Annotated in this window: 18 protein-coding genes and 2 pseudogenes; 6 read left to right on the top strand and 14 right to left on the bottom strand. The window is 36.8% G+C overall.

The annotated features are described in order from the left end of the window. On the top strand, nt 1-1,398 hold the full coding sequence (locus tag IC621_RS18685) for a sensor histidine kinase (protein WP_191160246.1): 1,398 nt from the start codon (nt 1-3) through the stop codon (nt 1,396-1,398). 33 nt (nt 1,399-1,431) lie between these two features. Then, nucleotides 1,432-2,115, top strand: a complete 684-nt coding sequence (locus tag IC621_RS18690) for a response regulator transcription factor (RefSeq protein WP_191160248.1) — start codon at nt 1,432-1,434, stop codon at nt 2,113-2,115. 505 nt (nt 2,116-2,620) lie between these two features. Here IC621_RS18690 and IC621_RS26900 read toward each other — a convergent pair. The 6 genes and pseudogenes from IC621_RS26900 to IC621_RS18715 all read right to left on the bottom strand — a co-directional run bounded on the left by IC621_RS26900 (nt 2,621) and on the right by IC621_RS18715 (nt 8,054). Continuing rightward, nucleotides 2,621-3,148, bottom strand: coding sequence for a DUF3231 family protein (locus tag IC621_RS26900; protein WP_318153086.1), 528 nt, complete (start codon nt 3,146-3,148; stop codon nt 2,621-2,623). Then, a pseudogene (locus IC621_RS26905) lies at nt 3,128-3,553 on the bottom strand (DUF3231 family protein); the annotation flags it as partial. The gene IC621_RS26900 and the pseudogene IC621_RS26905, both read right to left, overlap by 21 nt. A 406-nt stretch (nt 3,554-3,959) precedes the next feature. Continuing rightward, nucleotides 3,960-4,589: a cell wall hydrolase gene (locus IC621_RS18700; RefSeq protein WP_191160251.1), complete on the bottom strand. Its 630-nt coding sequence runs from the start codon at nt 4,587-4,589 to the stop codon at nt 3,960-3,962. A 235-nt stretch (nt 4,590-4,824) separates the two neighbouring features. After that, nucleotides 4,825-5,742, bottom strand: coding sequence for a DUF1835 domain-containing protein (locus IC621_RS18705; protein ID WP_191160252.1), 918 nt, complete (start codon nt 5,740-5,742; stop codon nt 4,825-4,827). A gap of 420 nt (nt 5,743-6,162) precedes the next feature. After that, nucleotides 6,163-7,173, bottom strand: a complete 1,011-nt coding sequence (locus IC621_RS18710; protein WP_191160254.1) for a bifunctional transcriptional activator/DNA repair enzyme AdaA — start codon at nt 7,171-7,173, stop codon at nt 6,163-6,165. A gap of 251 nt (nt 7,174-7,424) precedes the next feature. Next, nucleotides 7,425-8,054 (bottom strand): GyrI-like domain-containing protein, encoded by a 630-nt coding sequence (locus IC621_RS18715; RefSeq protein ID WP_224752643.1) that lies wholly within the window; start codon nt 8,052-8,054, stop codon nt 7,425-7,427. Nucleotides 8,055-8,157: 103 nt separating this feature from the next. On the opposite strand from IC621_RS18715, the gene IC621_RS18720 reads away from it, so the two are divergent. Beyond that, entirely contained in the window at nt 8,158-8,559 is a 402-nt protein-coding gene (locus tag IC621_RS18720) for a hypothetical protein (RefSeq protein ID WP_191160258.1), read from the top strand. Between the two features lie 77 nt (nt 8,560-8,636). On the opposite strand, the gene IC621_RS18725 is transcribed toward IC621_RS18720, so the two are convergent. Then, nucleotides 8,637-10,046 (bottom strand): SpoVR family protein, encoded by a 1,410-nt coding sequence (locus IC621_RS18725; RefSeq protein WP_191160260.1) that lies wholly within the window; start codon nt 10,044-10,046, stop codon nt 8,637-8,639. 234 nt (nt 10,047-10,280) lie between these two features. Continuing rightward, on the bottom strand, nt 10,281-11,507 hold the full coding sequence (gene hmpA, locus IC621_RS18730) for an NO-inducible flavohemoprotein (protein ID WP_191160262.1): 1,227 nt from the start codon (nt 11,505-11,507) through the stop codon (nt 10,281-10,283). Between the two features lie 256 nt (nt 11,508-11,763). Here hmpA and IC621_RS18735 point away from each other — a divergent pair, with 256 nt between their 5' ends. Further along, the gene (locus IC621_RS18735) at nt 11,764-12,195 is read left to right on the top strand and encodes an Rrf2 family transcriptional regulator (protein WP_191160264.1); all 432 of its coding nucleotides are present in this window, start codon (nt 11,764-11,766) and stop codon (nt 12,193-12,195) included. A gap of 141 nt (nt 12,196-12,336) precedes the next feature. On the opposite strand, the gene IC621_RS18740 is transcribed toward IC621_RS18735, so the two are convergent. Then, the gene (locus IC621_RS18740) at nt 12,337-12,672 is read right to left on the bottom strand and encodes a DUF3889 domain-containing protein (RefSeq protein WP_191160266.1); all 336 of its coding nucleotides are present in this window, start codon (nt 12,670-12,672) and stop codon (nt 12,337-12,339) included. A gap of 212 nt (nt 12,673-12,884) precedes the next feature. Between IC621_RS18740 and IC621_RS18745 the strand changes: the two genes are divergently transcribed. Further along, nucleotides 12,885-13,136, top strand: a complete 252-nt coding sequence (locus tag IC621_RS18745) for a YhdB family protein (protein WP_191160268.1) — start codon at nt 12,885-12,887, stop codon at nt 13,134-13,136. Nucleotides 13,137-13,425: 289 nt separating this feature from the next. On the opposite strand, the pseudogene IC621_RS27210 reads toward IC621_RS18745, so the two are convergent. Together IC621_RS27210 and IC621_RS18750 are read right to left on the bottom strand one after the other, a co-directional pair. Then, nucleotides 13,426-13,551, bottom strand: a pseudogene (locus IC621_RS27210) (FMN-binding negative transcriptional regulator); the annotation flags it as partial. A gap of 24 nt (nt 13,552-13,575) precedes the next feature. Continuing rightward, nucleotides 13,576-14,478 carry a DMT family transporter gene (locus IC621_RS18750; protein ID WP_191160270.1) on the bottom strand — a complete coding sequence of 301 codons (903 nt, stop codon included), beginning with the start codon at nt 14,476-14,478 and terminating at the stop codon, nt 13,576-13,578. Between the two features lie 160 nt (nt 14,479-14,638). On the opposite strand from IC621_RS18750, the gene IC621_RS18755 reads away from it, so the two are divergent. Further along, entirely contained in the window at nt 14,639-16,015 is a 1,377-nt protein-coding gene (locus tag IC621_RS18755; RefSeq protein WP_191160272.1) for an aminotransferase-like domain-containing protein, read from the top strand. A 305-nt stretch (nt 16,016-16,320) separates the two neighbouring features. On the opposite strand, the gene IC621_RS18760 is transcribed toward IC621_RS18755, so the two are convergent. The 3 genes from IC621_RS18760 to IC621_RS18770 are packed head-to-tail and all read right to left on the bottom strand — an operon-like array spanning nt 16,321 to nt 18,652. Then, nucleotides 16,321-16,854 carry an NADPH-dependent FMN reductase gene (locus IC621_RS18760; RefSeq protein ID WP_191160274.1) on the bottom strand — a complete coding sequence of 178 codons (534 nt, stop codon included), beginning with the start codon at nt 16,852-16,854 and terminating at the stop codon, nt 16,321-16,323. 20 nt (nt 16,855-16,874) lie between these two features. Beyond that, nucleotides 16,875-17,513, bottom strand: coding sequence for a response regulator (locus tag IC621_RS18765; protein WP_191160276.1), 639 nt, complete (start codon nt 17,511-17,513; stop codon nt 16,875-16,877). Between the two features lie 17 nt (nt 17,514-17,530). Then, nucleotides 17,531-18,652: a GAF domain-containing sensor histidine kinase gene (locus tag IC621_RS18770; protein WP_191160278.1), complete on the bottom strand. Its 1,122-nt coding sequence runs from the start codon at nt 18,650-18,652 to the stop codon at nt 17,531-17,533. Between the last annotated feature and the right edge of the window lie 291 nt (nt 18,653-18,943).

Raw genomic sequence — 18,943 nt, forward strand, 5'->3', positions numbered from 1 at the left:
ATGTCCTATATTGCGTTTATCCTCTATCTAAGTAAATTTAATTACTACTATAACCTAGTTAACCCGTTCTTTGATATCAGCCCCGGTACCTGGAATAATCTTGTCGTTCTTAATTTGCACCCTGAAACAATTATCCGCTTATTAAATGGAGGAGTTATTCTATTTCTTTTTTCCTTTATCAGCTTTGTGATTTCGTTTACGACCAGCCGAAAGAAAACGAAAAAAACAATCCATTGGATTATTTTCTTTGGGACGATTTTCTTATTACAGTTTTTATATTACGATCCGGCAATGAACCTGTTTTTGCAGGACTACACCTTTGAAACCGGCTCAATCACAGCTTATCAAACATTCAGCCAAATAGGTGATATCTTTTTTCAATTTTATAATGCCTGCTGTCTTCTCATCGGGCTATTGTTAATGGTCTTTTACTATTTCCGCTACTCCCATATCCGTTTCATGCGAAATTATACGTTGTTTAGCCTCCTTAGCTTGCTGCCTCTAGCAATTATTCATTATTTGCTGTTTTCATGGGCGCCGGAAAATTTAGTGAAAACCACTTACAGCATGCAATTTCGTAACTATTTGCAGCCAGACTTTAAGCTGTATCTGGTTGAACTGCAGCTTTTCCCTTTTGTCACTTTGCTCTCTTTAGGATTTATGATCTTTAATGTTTACAAATATAATTCGATTGAAAGCTATCATCGTGATTTAAATGTCCTTATCAACCGGAAAATTGACACAGCATCTCTTGGCATTCGTGCATTCACTCACTCTGTCAAAAATCATTTGCTGGCCATCCAATCTGAAACTGAATTCCTGTATGATCGCTTCAAAGATGACGAAGAAGCTCTATATAGTTTGTCACTTATTCAATCTTCATGTGAACAATCGTTTCAAAGCATCAATCATTCAGCCGAGATGCTAAAACATATTACCTTAAACATGAAACCCTCTTTGCTGGATGTACCTGTTGAAAAAGCGATTAAGGGTTTTCAGCCTTTAAAGAAAAACATTCGAATCTATTTAGAAAAGCCTCAAAAATCTATTAAAGTCTATCTGGATGAAAAGCTTATAATTGAAGTCATTCATAACATGATAAAAAATTCGATTGAAGCAATTGGAGACAGGAATGGAGCCATTTATCTCGAAATAAAACAAGTAGATGACTGGGGAGTTCTATCTATTACAGATGACGGTCCCGGGATTGAAACCGAAAATCTTAATGAAGTCTTTACTCCTTTTTATTCAACTAAATCACCTGTCACCAATTGGGGAATCGGCCTTTCATTTTGCCACAAGATCATTACTGCTCATGATGGAAAAGTCGAGATTAATAGTCAAAAAGGAAAGGGAACTCAAATTAACATATTTTTTCCGCTTCCTTTTATTGAATAAATATCTTTTTTAAAATTTTTTAGGAGGAGAGTTATGGAACCTATACGAATCTTGATTGTTGATGACATGGAAGCCCATCGCCGCCGGCTCGAACGCATCATCAAAACTGAAGAAAGCTTCTCCTTGGTTGCATCTGCTTGCAGCGGCTCCGAAGCAGTGGACCTAGCAATAGCTAATCAACCAGATATCATCCTAATGGATATTGAAATGGAGGATCAGCTGGCAGGAATAAAAGCTGCTTCTGCGATTAATCAAAGGCTACCAGAAGCAAAAATCATTATCCTGACGATTCACCAGGATAGTAATATTATTTTTGCCGCTTTTCAAACCGGGATCGTCGATTATGTTATGAAATCCAGTAAACAAGAAGAGATTATTGATGCGATCTATGCAGCTTACAACAATCGCTCTCCTATTCGGCCTGTTATTGCTGAAAAAATAAGGCATGAATTTGCCAGGATCAAGCGGGCAGAAGATAACTTCCCTCATATCTTTAAAATCATGACCACCTTAACACCTTCAGAAATAGAGATATTAAGATTGCTATGCGGAGGAAAAAAACGCAAGGAAATTGCAAAAGAAAGAAGCGTTGAGCTCGAAACCATCAAAAAACAAATTACCAATATTTTAAAAAAGTTTGATAAAAAAAGTACTCGCGAAGTCGTCCGAACAATTAAAGAACTGGGAATCTTTGAAATGATCAATCAAATATCTTAAAAGAAAAACACTGCGTGACTTTCTAGAGATCAGAGATGATTTGATGATATCAGCGAACGATCTTATTTCACCATCTTATATCCATTTAGCTCTTAAATGAACTTATACATTTTATTCTCCTAAAGAAAGGCTTCGCTGATTGGCGCAGCCTTTCTTTAATTGGATGCTTTTGTACAGTAATCAGATTAATTGCACGGCTAATGAAATAATTGCGGTAGTATCGGAATATTTGCATCTTTATCCGAGTTTTTGCACCGTTATCTAAATATTTGCACTGTTATCCGATTAATCGCCCCGATACTGAATTAATTGCCTACAATAGTGACAAAGGTGCGGACTCACCATACTCTTATTCTGATGTTTCAACAAATAGCGCAGGGAGCCCGCCTATCGGCGACAAGCACTTGGACGAACGGTCAAGAAGGTTGTTCGTTAATCTTCTTGACGATTGGCTTGTGACCTCAGACGGGCTAATCGCTGGACAACGACAACCTTCTTTTTCCACTTATTGGGGAGGCTGTTCCATCCATCCATTTTCAATCATAATTTTTGCTCCTTCTTTTGCAAATGAAAAAATATCGTTTGCCATGTTTAACATTTTTAAAGGCAAGTCCGGACGTAAAGTAAATGAAGTGCCCAGTGCGTTACTTGTTAAACTAAAATTACTGAATAAATTAATTAAATACATCATTAATTTATCAGAAAAAGGTGGTTGAGAAGAATCCAATGGGACACCAAAAGATTCTCCCGGAATTTTTAAATCACTTTTAATCATTAACTCATTAAAGACCATCAAAATTTGTTTTGATAATTCTTTTCCTTTTATAAAGTATTTTTTTACCTCTTCATTTTCTGCCACTTGAGCAAAGCCTGAAATCATTTGCATGCCAAATGAATTATTTTCAATCCCATGATAAAGTAGTGATATTTCTACCGAGTTCAATTTTCTTTTATTAAATTGGATGCCTGATATATATTTTTCATGCTTTACATAGGCAGTTTGCTTAGGGAGTGGAATAACAGGAGGACGCACCAAAACCCCTACTTCTAATAATTTTTCTGTGCACATACTATACACTTTATTGGAATGAGCTGAGGATCTACTTAAAAAATCTGTCATATCACTTCGATAGGCCATACTTAAATGGACAGCATTTAAGGCAATTCCAAGCTTCATTACCATTCTTAAGAAGCGAAGATAGGAATAATCATCAAAAAACGCTGGTGCACCTGTCTTTAAGTCTTCGCTCGTAAAGCCGTTTGGAGGAACTGATTGTGCATTTCTAAAAATTTTATCAATTTCGTCTACAAATTTCTTCTCAGCCTGGATTGAATATGTGAAAATTTGAACTAAATCCTCTTGGGTCACAACTTCAAGCATATGTTTTAAAATTTGAATAAGCATCGTTTTCTTTTCATACGTACTCCATAGGTTTGCAGCCTCAGAGGCCTATAGAGGTGGCAATTGCAAAATGATTCCCTCTTTTCTTGTTTTAGTGATATGACTAGTTTCCCAAAAATTTCATGAATTATGAGGAGCAGACAAAAATATAAATTCTTAGATGCGGACAGTAAGCTTTCAGATAAAGACAGTATTCTCTTGAAATTCCATGGATAAGACAGGGTCTGGATAGTTACCATCATGTATTAGCTCATATCCCACAGTTTCAGTATAAATCGTGCTACTTTTGTAAGGTGCCTCTCTTTTTCCCTTAAAAGACCTAAACAAATAGGACTATAGGACTTTATCTTTCATACATCCTCCAGAATGAGCTGAGAATAAAATAGGAAAAGGAGATCCAAACTCGGGATCTCCTTTTCTTCGACAAATATTTTAATATCTTTTAATTAGCAAATACATGGCCATTAATAGTAAGAAGTGGCTGTCTGCTAAATATCCACTTATCAGTTACCAAATCAGGATTATAATAATAAGTTGCGCCCCTGCTTGGATCCCAGTCTTTTATTGCTTCAATGGCTGCTCTATAGGCTGTTTTATTTGGGGTTAAATAATATTGCCCATCATTTATTGCAGTAAAGGCATTTTTCTGGAAAATGACTTCTGATACAGAGTTAGGAAATTCATTTGATTCTACTCGGTTCAAAATAACCGAAGCGACTGCAACTTGTCCTTCGAATGACTCTCCTCTAGATTCCCCATATACAACTTTTGCCATCATATGTATTTCATTCAATTTTGCCAATGTGGCTGGACCGGCAACACCATCTGCTAACAAACCTGTTTCTAATTGAAATTGTGTTATTGCATAATCAGTTAAATCTCCATAATACCCTGTTGGCTCTACTCGTAAATACCCCATCTGATAAAGATGTGACTGTGTTTCATAGACCTCGCCGCCTTCACTGCCTTTTTTGAGGAGCTCTTGTCCTTTAGTTTTATCAACAAAATAAACATTTCCTGCAGTTAGAACAAGTAGGATTAATATTAGATACTTTGGTAAGCTCTTCAACATATTCACCTCTCCACTTTTACTAATAAAAATAGTATCAAAAGTGAGGAGATTTTTCTTTAGAAAAACGAAAAGATGATTAGAAAAGCCCAGGCTTTAAAAAATTTAAGGGTATTTTTCCATGTCTTTTAATGATTATTTATACCTTAAGTTGGATAAATGTGCGATTTATGCTGGATAGCATATGAGCTAGTTGGTGAAAAAGACCTTAACCTTCAATTGATAAAGTAAATAATTATTATCTATGTAAATGAACTCCTCCAACCCACCAATCAATACCGACTACGTCCATGCGGTTTCGCCTTCCTTTTAAAACGTCTAAACCCGCAGTGGTTATTTCCAGCTCAGCATTTGATTCAGGTATGCTGAAATTTGGCAATTTCTCATTACTAACTAATAATGGCTGTTCCCCCCTCATTAGTTCGTTTAAAATGGCTGCAAAATGCAGATCACTCAACCCGTCATTTATTCTTCTTTCCGTTATCTTTTTAAACAGTTCCTTAAACTGATCGATACCTTGTTGAATCAAATAAAGGGCTAAAAACTCAACTTCATTTAACCCTGTTTTACTAGAGGGAAAATAATTTCGATAATTTTTCATTGTTTGAAGCAAGTAAGGCAGAGAATGATTTTCCGTTACAATCCACTTTTCAATATCATTTGCATCCTTCGAGTTATACGCATGCCATCCTGTGATTGCTTCCTTTACTTGTTCTGCAGAGATTCTCTTCCTAAGATCAACTAGGCCTTTTAATTGATTAGAGGAGAGCCTGCCTAAACCATAAAATGGAGTAATTCCAGGATACTGATCTATACTTACCATTGATAACTTTCTAAAGCCATTTGACATTAATTCCTCCAGCAAGTACATAAGCATCGTTTGGTCATAACGGTCATGCTCAAACCAAAGAACGATCTCTTCAGTTCTTGGCAAATCACGAAGTAATCGATTTTGAGCCTGACAGTTCGTTATAAAAAATGAAGATGGAATGCAAAGCTTTTCTTCAAAAAATTCAGCGCGCTTTTTAATAAACTCTTCCTTTGACCAAGACAATCCTAAAGGACCAAAATCATACATTTCTCTCCAAACGATGAGGTCACCTTCAAGGTCCACAATTTTATTGCCCACCACATCCCCATTCACAATATGAATCATGAGCTCACTCCTCGATCCCAATTCTTATTGTTGTACGTATAAGCAACCGAGACCCCATAATACTCTCAGTAAACACGAACATACATTCTTTTTTATTATAGCCCGTCTGCTAATAAATTTCCATAACTGATCTTTTTCTTTGTAACTTCAACAAAAAGCATACCTATGAAATCAGCCAAGGTATGCTAATTCTAATTTTATTTTGGTCTTCACGCTTTAAACCTTTGATTTGGTTAGTCACTCCAAACGGCAAATCGATAAATTTTTTTACTTACTCTTGAAAAAACTTTACGTCCAGCCTCCTTTAATACATTCATCAAATGAAAATAAGGATGAGGTCCATAGCTAATACGTGAAACTCCCAACTCAGCAAGCTGACGTATCGAAGACATTATGTTTTTCATGGTTAATGAGCCATTTTTATCGTGTCAGTCCGCCGCCATATCCTCCAAGCTCACCATTTGTATTGATGACCCGGTGACATGGGATTATAATGGCGAGCTGATTTGCTCCATTTGCTTGGGCGACGGCACGGAAGGCAGATGGCTTTCCAAGCTCAGCAGCTATACTGGAATATGATCTTGTTTGACCATATGGAATATTTTTCAACTCTTCCCAGACTTGCTTTTGAAAAGGAGTTCCAAGAAAGGCAGCAGGGGTTTTGAAATCTTTTAGATTTCCGGCAAAATACTCATTAAGTTCCTCTTCAATTGAAAGAATCGGCTCAGTTTGACCTGGAATAATAGCAGCTTTTGTTTTTCGTCTAAGACGTTCAACCTCGCGTTCCAGACCTCGGCGGTCCACGAATTCTAAAAGATATAGGACTTCTTCGTCCGCAATGGTTATCATCGGTCCTAATCTCGTATCAATCCACGATGTTTTTAGAATCTTACTGTTACCCGCTAAAGTAGGTGCCGCACCCATAATACGGGAAAAAGCATCTCTGAAGCCGCTGCTGGATTCATATCCAGTTGAAAGCTGGGCATCAATCACTGGTAAACCGGCTCTGATCTGTTTCATTGCAAGCCCCATCCGACGTGCCCTGGCATATTCCACAAAAGTCATGCCAAATCGTTTTTTAAACTGGCGCCGTGCTGTTGAAGCATCAATGGATAATTCTTGAAAGTCTTTATCCTTCCACCGCTTCTCCGGATTTTCTTCAACTGCTTCTACAAGCTTTTGGACAAGCTCTGACACATGATTTGGATGTGAAAGCGGTCGACATCGCTTACATGGACGGAAAGAAGCCAAAAGGGCTTGCTGGGCGGTCTCAAAGAATTCACAATTCTCAAACTTTGGCTTCCTTGCTGGACAAGTAGGACGACAAAATACTCCAGTTGTCTTAACTCCTACATAGAACACACCTTCATATTCTTTTTCTTTATTAATCAATGCTCTGTAATATTCTTTATTACTTTCGGCTGTTATCATTCCTTGCCTCCCTTAAGTAAGTCTTACTTGTTACTCTAATTATAACGTTTACAAAAACAGACGAAGCCGAAAATCAGGCATTAATTTTTTATAGTTATCCTATAAACAGGTTTCTTTTGTGGATGCCTCTTATGAGCGAGAAAATTGATAGTTAAGTAGCCCGATCTCCACACATTTAAATCAGTTTAGGTGTTCTTCTTTTTTACATAAAAAAACAGCATTACTTAAAAGCAACATTGTGTATTCCCAAATTATTCATCAGTTTTTACCTGTATCCTTAGAACTGTCTTTAGTTTGGCAGGGTCTGTCTTTCTCAGATCGGAAATATAAATTTCCCGGTGTCTTTTATCAACTCTGGTAAAACCATTTTCTTCACAGTATTTTGCCATTTGGGTGAAGGATCTTTCTTCTTCATCGTAGCTGCCTATATGGAGCATTTGCAAGCATAGTCCTTCCTCAATCTCTTCAAATTTTATTTTATTATGCATAGGGTTAGGCTTTTTCTTTTTAACATCATCAACTATTGATAAAAATAAGGCTTCCGTTAAAAAGTCAGGCTGTCTAATCATTAATTTGTAAACTAAGTGGTCCTTTTCAAGGTAATTCAATTTCCTTCCTTCTTCATCTAAGTCCCAAACGCCTTCTAAAGGAAAGACGACATAATCAAAGTAGCCCTCAGGTGGATTCCCTTTCTTATGAATCATTTTAATAGCATAAGACAGAGAATATAGTGCTTCGACAGCAGTCTTAAAAGGTTCGCAGTTAGGGTTCCCAGCACCGACAAGAGTAAGATATTTCATCGATTCAACTTTTATAATACTTGGCTTAGATTTTGGTAAATATAGATCTTTATCTTGCTTTCTCCATTCGTACTTTTTCAAAGAATCTTCCATCCTTTCTCATTGTCCTTTACCCTTTACAAATAACTCCCTTTGCTGGCCGGTTATTCGAAATCTAATTCATGAATAATTACACAAGGAGTTTATGGTACCTAGTCGCTTACCTTTCCGTGTTTATTTATTAACGCAGAGCAGAAAAGAACAGGTTTATGTATTTAATGGTTATTATAGTAGAGCTTCGCTGACAATTACAGTCAGTGAAGTCATTTGTCTTTTTTTCATTACATTTATTATGACTGTATTTCTAAGCGTACTTTTGCCCGAAGCACTGCCACCGCCAATAATGTGTACCTCTGGTGAGGACTTTCCTGAAGCACCTGTCGCTTCATTTAGAAATTTTTTCAAAATTTCATTTGCAGTCTTAGACGCTAAGGAGGATAGTTACTTCCTAATTGTGAAGGTATTTCCTTTGTTTGCTTACGAGGCAAAATATTTTTACGGAGATTTAGAAATGAAAACCGTAATAAGTTCATGCGATCACCTATAAAAGACTATGCTGTAAAACATTCTTTTAAACATGTAAATTTTAGAGCTGCTGGACCTCCAGCAGCTCAGGGTTTCTTCTTATAAATACTTCCGACTCACACTCTTCCCTTCATACGTAAACAGAACTTCTTTCCCTTCCAGAACAGATTCCATATGGACCGGTCTTCCCCATAATTGAAATAGATAAGGAAGCACTTTTTCCAAGTATTTAAGGTCAAGCTCAATTCCTTCGTACCAATGCTTAAGATAAAGCTCGTTGTTTTTCATATAATCTCCGTCATTGACAGTGATATAAGGAAAGCCGCCATTCACCCTCATGTTTACAAGCTGATCACGGACACCTTCCCATTCCTTGTCGACAATTTTGTAGTCACGGCCTTGCTTTTGGAAAAGATACAAATCTTCTCTCATGACAAGGTCTTTCGTTAAATAATTTCGAATGAACGAAATATCTGACTCAACTTCACGGACTTCAAACATTTTTTCTCTTCCAGATCCAGGAGTGACGCCAAGTTCCTTCATTTCATCGGTCGGGTTGTCATAGCGCTCTTCAATATCCTCAAAGATTTTAAGTCCTAAATAATAAGGATTAATACTTGTTTTTGATGGCTGAACAACCCCTGCATTTAATTTTGCATATTCGAGAGACTCATCTGAATTTAAATCAAGTTCTCTCATAATTCGTTGATGCCAATACGATGCCCAGCCTTCATTCATAATTTTGGTTTCCAGCTGCGGCCAAAAATATAACATTTCTTCCCGCATCATCGTTAAAATATCTCGCTGCCAATCATCAAGTTCCCTGCTGTATTCCTCAATGAAAAGCAAAATGTCCTTTTCAGGTGCAGGCGGAAGTTTTTTTCTTTTTTTCTTTTTCGGTTCTTTTTTCTCATTCTTTGTCTCAAGGTCCCAAAGATCATCATATGGGGTTGGTTTTTTGAATTCTTCTTCTTCCTCTTCCTCTAAACTCCACGTAAGCTTTGGTCTCATGAGAGATGGATCGATATGCTCTTGAATGGACAGAACAGCATCTAGAAACGTCTCTACCTCATGCCTGCCGTATAATTGATCGTATCGTTTCACTCGTTCTGCTGTTGCAGACATACTTTCTACCATGTCACGCTTTGTATTTTGGAATCGACAGTTATTTTTAAAGAAATCACAATGAGCCAATACGTGGGCAACAATAAGTTTGTTTTGTACCAAAGAGTTGCTATCCAATAAAAAGGCATAGCAGGGATCTGAATTAATAACAAGCTCATAAATCTTACTTAAGCCAAGGTCATAATGGAGCTTCATTTTATAAAATTGTTTACCAAAGCTCCAATGTGAGAAGCGAGTCGGCATACCGTAAGCCCCAAATGTATAAATAATATCAGCTGGACAGATTTCATATCGCATCGGATAGTAATCGAGCCCAAACCCATCTGCAATTTCAGAAATCTCCTCAATAGCATATTTTAAAGCCTTGTGATCTGCTTCGTTCAAAGTAGTCCCCCCTTGAATATCTCTTAAGACAATGTATGAACAAGACTGAGAAATGATGAGGCTATTTCTCTGTATTTTTGTACAAATCACCCCCACCCTAGTTTGGAAAAAATGAAGTGTAATAAGTATGCAGATCAAATAAGTAGGGAAGCCCGCACAATGTACATCCAAAGAATGCAAAACAAGCTTAATAAAAAAAGAGAAAGGAGCTTGTTCCTTTCTCAAAAAAAGTGCTTATACAAACTGTTTTTCTTTTAAATTTAACGAGGGGCCAAAAAATTCGTAATGGATATTTGCTTCTTTTATCCCGAGCTGTTCAAGGTTTTCAATCATTGCTTTCATAAATGGCACTGGTCCGCAAATATAAAACTTTGCATTTGGGTCTTTGATTATCGTTTCTAAAAAGGCAAGGCCTATGAATCCCTGATGATCAAAACCACCGTCTTGACGATCTATTGATGTTGGATTTTCAAGAAATAAGTAAGACTCTCCATTTGGCAGGGAATCCATCTTTTCCTTTACCTCATTCCGAAACGCGGTCATTTCTCCATTTTTTGATGCTTGAATGAAGACAGTTTGCCTTGCTGACTTTTTATTTGCCAAATCGTTAAGCATACTCATCAGCGGTGTAATTCCAACTCCCCCGCCTAATAAATAAACTGGAGAAGTTCCTTGATCAAGCACAAATTCTCCTGCTGGGGCACTTACCTCAATTTCGTCCCCAATTTCAACATGATCATGAAGATAATTTGATACTTGCCCATGAGGAAAATGTCCATCTGCCTCCCGTTTTACAGAAATTCTAAAATAACCTTTTCCTGGAGAGTCTGACAATGTATATTGGCGATTAAATAAATACGCCTCTCCCTCTATTTGCAAACGAACGGAGATATACTGTCCTGGCAAGTAATCAGGGACATTACTTCCATCTGCCGGCTTTAAGTAAAAAGAAGTAATCACAGAGCTTTCTATTTCTTTCTTAACTACTTTAAAGGCTTTAAAACCTGCCCATCCGCCTGTTTGTTCTTTTGCTTCAAGGTACATCTCTTTTTCAATATCAATGAAGGCCTGAGCGATGACCCCGTATGCTTCTCCCCATGCTTGGATGATATCATCTGTTGCTGCATGGCCTAATACTTCTTTAATTGCTGCTAGTAGGTTTTCACCAACAATTGGATAATGCTCAGGTTTTACACCAAGACTGCGATGCTTATAAGCAATCTGCTTAACAGCGGGAAGTATGACTTCTAAACGGTCGATGTGCTCGGCAGCTGCATAAACAGTATTGGCAAGAGCTGCTTGCTGGCGCCCTTTCTTTTGATTAGCATGATTAAAAATGTTTAATAATTCAGGATGCTTTTCAAACAGCCGTTTGTAAAAAACGGATGTAATTTCAACACCTCTCTCTGCGAGGATTGGTGCAGTTGATTTCACAATATCAATCGTTTTTTGGGACAACATGTTTTTCTCTCCCATTCAAAATAAAGTGGTATTTTAAATACATCTTTAATTTATCTCTTTCTAGTCTTTAAAGCAATATGTAAAATACATGTTTTAAATATTGCCACAATCTTATTACAATATTTTGAACGATTTAAGCTAAGCCTTAAAAGAGGGCCTAATAGTAGACTAGATGGTATGAGATAAGATAATCTTAGGATTAAGAAATTGGGTTTTGACAAGAACATAAAACCCATATGAGATGAGGTTTATACAGATGAGATTAACCAATTATACTGATTATTCGCTAAGAGTTTTAATATATTTGGCAACAAGAAATGATAAAGAATTATCGAATATAAAAGAAATTGCCGAGATTTATCAAATTTCCAAAAATCATTTAATGAAAGTAACATATGAGCTTGGGAAAATGGGATATGTTGAAACAATAAGAGGGCGGAACGGTGGGATTCGTCTCGCAAAAAATCCGTCTGAAATAAATATCGGTGAGGTTGTTAGAAAAACGGAGGATGATTTCAACATTGTGGAATGCTTTGATCCCCAGCTTAATAAATGTGTTATTTCACCGGCATGCACCCTTAAAAACGCCCTGAATCATGCACTTCATGCTTATTTAAATGTGTTGGATCAATACACGTTAGAGGATTTAACGAAAAATCAACAAACATTAAGGGGGTTGTTACGTTAAGTTTTTACTAAGAGAGATGTTAAAAAAGGGCAATCTGTGTACCTCCAATTGCTTCCAGTCTCACATCTCCCCTCAAGATGCAACATTAATTTTGAAGCGATTGCTGTTGTTTCAATGCTGCAGCTCTCCCCTTAATGTTTTTTACTCTGGCAGCCGGTTGATCTTTACGTTTAAAAGCTCTTCTGTTTTTGGATTAAAGAAAACCTCAACTCTTGCAGTGAAGCTTTCACCGTTTTGCTTCACCTTAATTTCGAATGTATCCTTTGATTGGTTTTCATTTACTTTTTCTTGTCCTGCAAATTTAAGATCGGTAAGCTCTGCTTGTGGATATTCCTTTTGAACAGAACTTATGGCTACCTTGCTCCATTTTTCATAATCCACGTCTTGCTGCCCATATACTTGATTAGCATACGCAAGAATTAGTACAGCTGAAAAAAAGACAACCAAAATTTTAGATAGATGTTTCGATTGGTCCATTATTTATTCCTCCAACTTAAGTCGTTTGCTTTTAGCTTCTCCCTTGTTCTTGCTTTTATTAATTTTTTTCCTGATTTTGTTCTCGCTATAGAAGAAAAATATACAGGTGAAACTCTCCCACCCATTATTAATAAGCTGTCCAAGTTTTACACAGTAATTATGTAATTGTCCCGTGCAAACTAAAGTTAACTCCTAAAAAAGGGGGAACTTAAATGAAACCAGTCGATTATGATAAAGCATTGTACTATACACACCGTTCCCAATGGGATAACCTGCTTATTCTTATGGTGCGTACAAAAGATGATTTTCTTTCAAAAAAAATTGAACATTTTCTACACGCCTATAATTTTGAAAATGATTATACCGTGATTGAGAACAATTTATATTCTTTATTAAGATACATTGACCATGCTTCAGAATTTGATGCAGATGAGTTTGAAGAGCAGACTGTTTCAATAACTTAAAAAATGCAAGAGCCCTTTTCTAAATAGCCAAGAAAATCAGGTCCACATTTTTTTGCTTTCAAATTATAGGTCATCTATTATTTTTGGATTTACAAACATAACCCCGTTCGGACTTTAGGACGGGGTTAAAATAAAGCCGTTTAATTTTTGAAGTAAAATTCTTTACTGCACTTAAACATAACAATAAAGTCGTTTAAATCTAAGTGTTATTGCACAACGCGCCTGATTGGTGAAGATCATTGTAAAGTCTTATTGAAAAAAGCATCCGTTTGGGCAGTAACCTTCAACGTTATATTTTTAAGTTTGCTTTCATTAATAATGAAATCTGTTGCTCATTTGTATGTGAAATCTGTTCCAATTGATTAACAATTAACCTTTGTCGCTGCGATGAATGATTTTGACTTAATTTTGCTTTCCGCTATTCCAATTGAACATGCAGTTAGTTTTTCTCTGATACAGATCTTTTTTTTGATACGGGAGCATTTTTGCCTAATATAACAGAAAAAACAACAATCACTGCTATTACAAGAGTAAATACTGTAATGGATTCATCAAGAAATACCGCTGCAAATAGAATCATCAAAAATGGTTGTAAGTATTGAATCTGACTAACTCTTGCTATTCCGCCCATAGCCATTCCGCTATACCAAGCAATATATGCAAGGAATTGACTAACCACTGCAAGATAAATAAAACTAACCCAAGCATGTATTGGGGCATGGAGCATTTCAGTTGTAACGTTTAGCCCAACTGGAATAATGAAAAATGGAGCACCGATCAAAATTGCCCAAGCAATCACTTGCCAGCTACCTAATTCATTCGCTAATCTCCCACCTTCTGCGTAACTAAGTCCAAGTACAATCACTGCTGCTAGTAAAGCTAAATCGGCAAATTGTAATTGACCGAATCCAAGATGAAGTGCATACATAATAACAGCTATAGAGCCGATTATACTTGAAATCCAGAATTTGAGAGAAGGGATTTCACCTGCTCTACACATAGCAAATCCGGCTGTTGCTAATGGTAACAGGGCTAATTCCACAGCCCCATGAGAAACAGGCAAGGATTCCATTGCCCAAGAAGTGAGGAGAGGAAATCCTAAAACTGCACCAACAGAAACTATAAGTAGACTTTTGAATTGGCGAGGAGAAGGTAGTTTTTCTTTTCGAACAATCAATACCACAGCAACTAATATAGCGGCAACAACTGTTCTTCCTAAACCGACGACCGTAGTCCCAAAATACTCTACTGCAACACTTGTAGTAGGGAGCGTTAAGCTAAAACAAATGACACCTGCTAATCCCAGCAATAATCCAAATTTCTCTCTGACTTCTCTCTGCATCTTATCCTACCTGCCCTTTTTACTTCGTATAATATCTGTACCACTTTCTGCTTTTCTTAAAAAACAGTTCTGATATAATTAAAATATTAATTGGTACACACAATAAAAATAAACCATTTTTTTACCCATCTGTACCGGTACAGTTAAAGGGGCTAAATGTATGAGCTCAAAATATATCAAAATAATGGAAGAAATTAAGCTTCAGCTAGCAGATGGATCCCTCATTGCAGGTAGTAAACTTCCTTCTGTTCGTCAGTTATCTGAGTATTTTTCATGTAGCAAAAATACGGTCATTAAAGCATACGACGAACTAGAAAAAGAGCATTTAATTTATTCTGTTCCTAAAAGTGGCTACTATGTTGTGAATGAATTACAACATGCGACGAAAGAAAATGAGGTGATTGATTTCTTGTCTGCTGGTCCAGATAAGAACGTTATGCCTTATGTTGAATTTCAACATTGTATGAATCAAGCAATTGAACAATATAAAGAAGAGCTTTTTACATATTCTGATCAGCAAGGGCTTTACTCATTACGAGTACAGTTAGTGAAATATTTGCAGAATTTACAGGTGTTCACTCAACATGAAAGAGTAGTCGTTGTATCTGGCTCGCAGCAAGCCCTTAATTTATTGGTTTCTATGCCGTTTCCAAATGGAAAAAACAATATTCTAATTGAGCAGCCTACATATTTCGGATTTATTGAGTCCATCAATCTGCACCAAGCTACTACTTTTGGTATTGAGTTATCGATGGGAGGTATTGATCTTGATCGTCTGGAATACATTTTTCGAAATAACGATATAAAATTTTTCTATATTATCCCGAGATTTCACAATCCACTTGGACATTCTTATACGAATAGTGAAAAGAAAAAAATCGTTGAGTTAGCTGAAGAATACGATGTATATATAGTGGAAGATGATTTTTTAGGAGACCTTGATCCAAATGCAAAATCAGATCCTTTATTTTCTTTTGATCCTTCTGGGAGAGTGGTTTATATTAAAAGCTTTTCGAAAATATTTCTCCCAGGATTAAGGATTGCTACTGTCGTTCTTCCTGCATTAATGATTAACAATTTTTTACGATATAAATTTAGTTCGGATTATAATAGTGCAGCACTTTCTCAAGGGGCGCTAGAAATCTATTTAAAAAGTGGTATGTTTAATAACCATCTCAAAAAAATAAAAGAGGTATACCGTACTAAAATGCAAATCCTTCAAGAAGCATGTGAATTATTGCTGCCGTCTAATACTCATTTTTCTAAACCGACTTCAGGATTCTATCTATCCATCAGTTTGCCCGAGAATGTGACAGCAAAACAGGTAGTTCATATGCTAAACGAGCAGCATATATATGTTGATGATGCCTCTAGAATGTTTTTGCCAGAATATAAAAAGGAAAATCTCCTTCGATTAAGCATCTCTCAAGCGGACGAGAGTCAAATTAAACTAGGGATTGAGCGATTGGCTCACTGTATTGCTTTAATTGACAGTAGAAAAAATCATATTACTCCAAATAACTTTTTACTTTTTTAGTATGGGTAAATTTATATAGAGAGCACAACCAGGATTATGCGGATTTTAAATGCTAAGAAAATATGCTCAAAACGGTTGTTTCTTAGAATTTGAGCAATCATTTGAGACATATTTCCTCTCTCCAAATCTACAAACTTTTAATGAAATAAAACAAGCCCTCCATACACAGGAGAGCTTGTTTTATTTAAGTAAATGGATAAAATTGCCAAATGATGAGATTTCAATATATGCACTGGCGCTATGCCCGAGGGTTCAGGCAATTATGAGAAAATTTCAATAGGCTGAAGAAAGCTTCCCTAAAAGCTTTAGTTCTTATTTTCCATTTGCATATGAAGTTTGACATACATGATAAGCTCTTCCATTAATTGTTTAACCAATAAGGTTGATTCCTCAATAAGAGAATCGTTTTCGTAGATAAAACAATGCGGATCTAAGACTAGCTGCTTAGGAATTACATTGGAATAAACCCCTCGCATAACCGTTCTCATATTTGTTAAAGCATTGATGCCTCCCTTGCCTCCGCCTGCTACAGCAATAATTCCTACCGGTTTGTGGGCAAAGTATTCACTGTTCAGGAAATCAAGCATATTTTTAAGAGCTCCACTCATCCCGCTGTGATATTCTGGAGATAAAAGGACAACTCCATCTGCTTCTTTAAAAAGCTTTTTTAAATGACGAACAGATTCGATTGAACTTTGGTCTTCTTCCCCTGTAAAAAGCGGAAGTCCATGATCACTCAAATCAAGCAATTCTGCGTTATATAAATTGGAGATGTACCTTGCGGCAATTCCCGTTCTCCCTTTTTTCCTTGGACTTCCATTTACAACTACTAATTTCATATCTTTTTCAACCTCTCTTTTTATTCTAGTCCGTTTTTAACCGCATAAAGTGCTGCTTGTGTGCGGTCAGATACGCCTAATTTTGATAAAATATTTGAAATATGTGTTTTCACCGTTTTCTCGGTAATAAAAAGCGATGCTGCAATTTCTTTATTACTCTTGCCTTTAGCTAGTTCCTTTAGTACCTCTTTTTCCCTATTCGTTAGGTCATCCAGCTTTGTATTCTCTTGTCTATTTGATTCGGTAAAATGATTCATCACATGAGAAGTTACCTTTGGATGAAGCTTGCTTTCGCCTTTTAGCACATCTCTTATCGCAGTAACTAATTCATCTGGCTCTACATCCTTTAATTGGTATCCAGAAGCACCAGCACGCAAGGCTGGGATCACATGATCTTGATCAGAAAAACTTGTCAGCATGATCACTTTTATAGCAGGATGGGAATCGATAATTCGTTTTGTTGCTTCGACTCCATCCATTACTGGCATTACCAGATCCATTAGTATCACATCTGGTTTATAGACGTCAATTGACTCAACTGCTTCTTTGCCGTTTGCTGCCTCACCGACAATATGAATATCCTCCTGAGTTTTTAAAAAAAACATCAAACCCCTGCGGACGACCTGGTGATCATCCACTATCATCACTTTAATACTCATCTATATTCTCCCCTCACTTAAATCGGGATTGTCACTTGAATCGTTGTTCCCTTGCCATTTTTTGTTTTCACATAAAACGTCCCTTTATGTTTTTCAGCTCTTTCTTTCATTCCTCTTAGACCAAATGAAGGGATTTTGTTTTTTTCATGATATTGAAAACCTGATCCACTATCAGAAATAATAAGCTGAACCTTTCCTTCTGAACGATCCAAGCTAATAAAAGCCTTCTTTGTATTGGCATGTTTTTTTATGTTATTTAAAGCTTCCTGCCCTATCCTCCATAATGTTTCCTCTACATCTAATGGCAAAGCTTTAATTCCTTTTACTTGTGAGTCAATTTCAAGTGACAAAACTTTTCCATAATTCAAGAGAGCGGCTGCAATTCCTTCTTCAATCCCTTGAGGGCGTAACTGCCAGATGAGCGCCTTCATCTCAGTTAAAGCTTCATGTGACAGCTCTTGCATATAAACGAGCATTTCTTTCACTTTTTCATCAGTGGTTATTTCTTTTGTTCCTCTTGCCGTCAGCATTAACGAAAATAGCAATTGGCTGACTGAATCATGTAAATCCTGTGCAAGACGATTTCGTTCTGCTATAAGTGCAAGCCTTTGTTCATTTTCAGCCAAGGTTATTCGTTTTATTGCTGAGCCGATTTGAAAGGCAACAGCTTCAAGTAATGTCAACTCCTCATCAGAAAAGTGTGTTTTATGAGGCGAGGCGACATTTAGTAATCCGAACTTTTCATTTCCTGCTCTTAAGGGAACGGTGGCATGATGGGTAATGTTTTGTGTATCCCCCCAATTGTGTTTAATGGCTTTTTCAATTCGCCTGCAATTAATGATATTGGTTGCCTTTTCTAATCTCCCATCTTGATAACGATCTAAGCACCAACAGCCCCCTTGGCACATAGGCATTTTGTCCTGAAAACATAAACCTTGGGGTAAGGAGTAATCAGCAGCTAACTTATATACACCTTTATTATCGATTAGAAAAATCCATCCTGATTTAAGTCCAGTTACATTTAGCAATTTTTCCAACACCTTATTTAGCATGGTGGAAAGGTCGCTTCCTTGATTCAACGTTTCGGCAATGGTTTTCAAGGTGAGTAATTTGTGTATCCTCTTTTCATTTTCTTCCATTTCCATACGACACCTCTGCTCTCATACTCCTATTATAACAAGGTTCTCCCTGAGTAACCTTATCGATAAGACCGAACTTCACTCCTACTTTTGACTGAGATCTTGTCGAACTTTCCCGGGAAATTGTGTCGAACCTTATTTTGTTAGGAAGCACAGAACAGCAACCCATCGGCGAAAGCATATAATTGAGCTTTTATTTAGGGAAGAATTGGATTGTGCCTAAAGCGTTAGGTTAAGTGCTTGAGCTTTATTTATTTTTTGAAAAAGAAAAAAGCACGGCAGCTCTTGCAC

The organism is Metabacillus arenae, assembly GCF_014773385.1.
GTDB classification, from domain to species: Bacteria; Bacillota; Bacilli; order Bacillales; family Bacillaceae; genus Metabacillus_D; species Metabacillus_D arenae.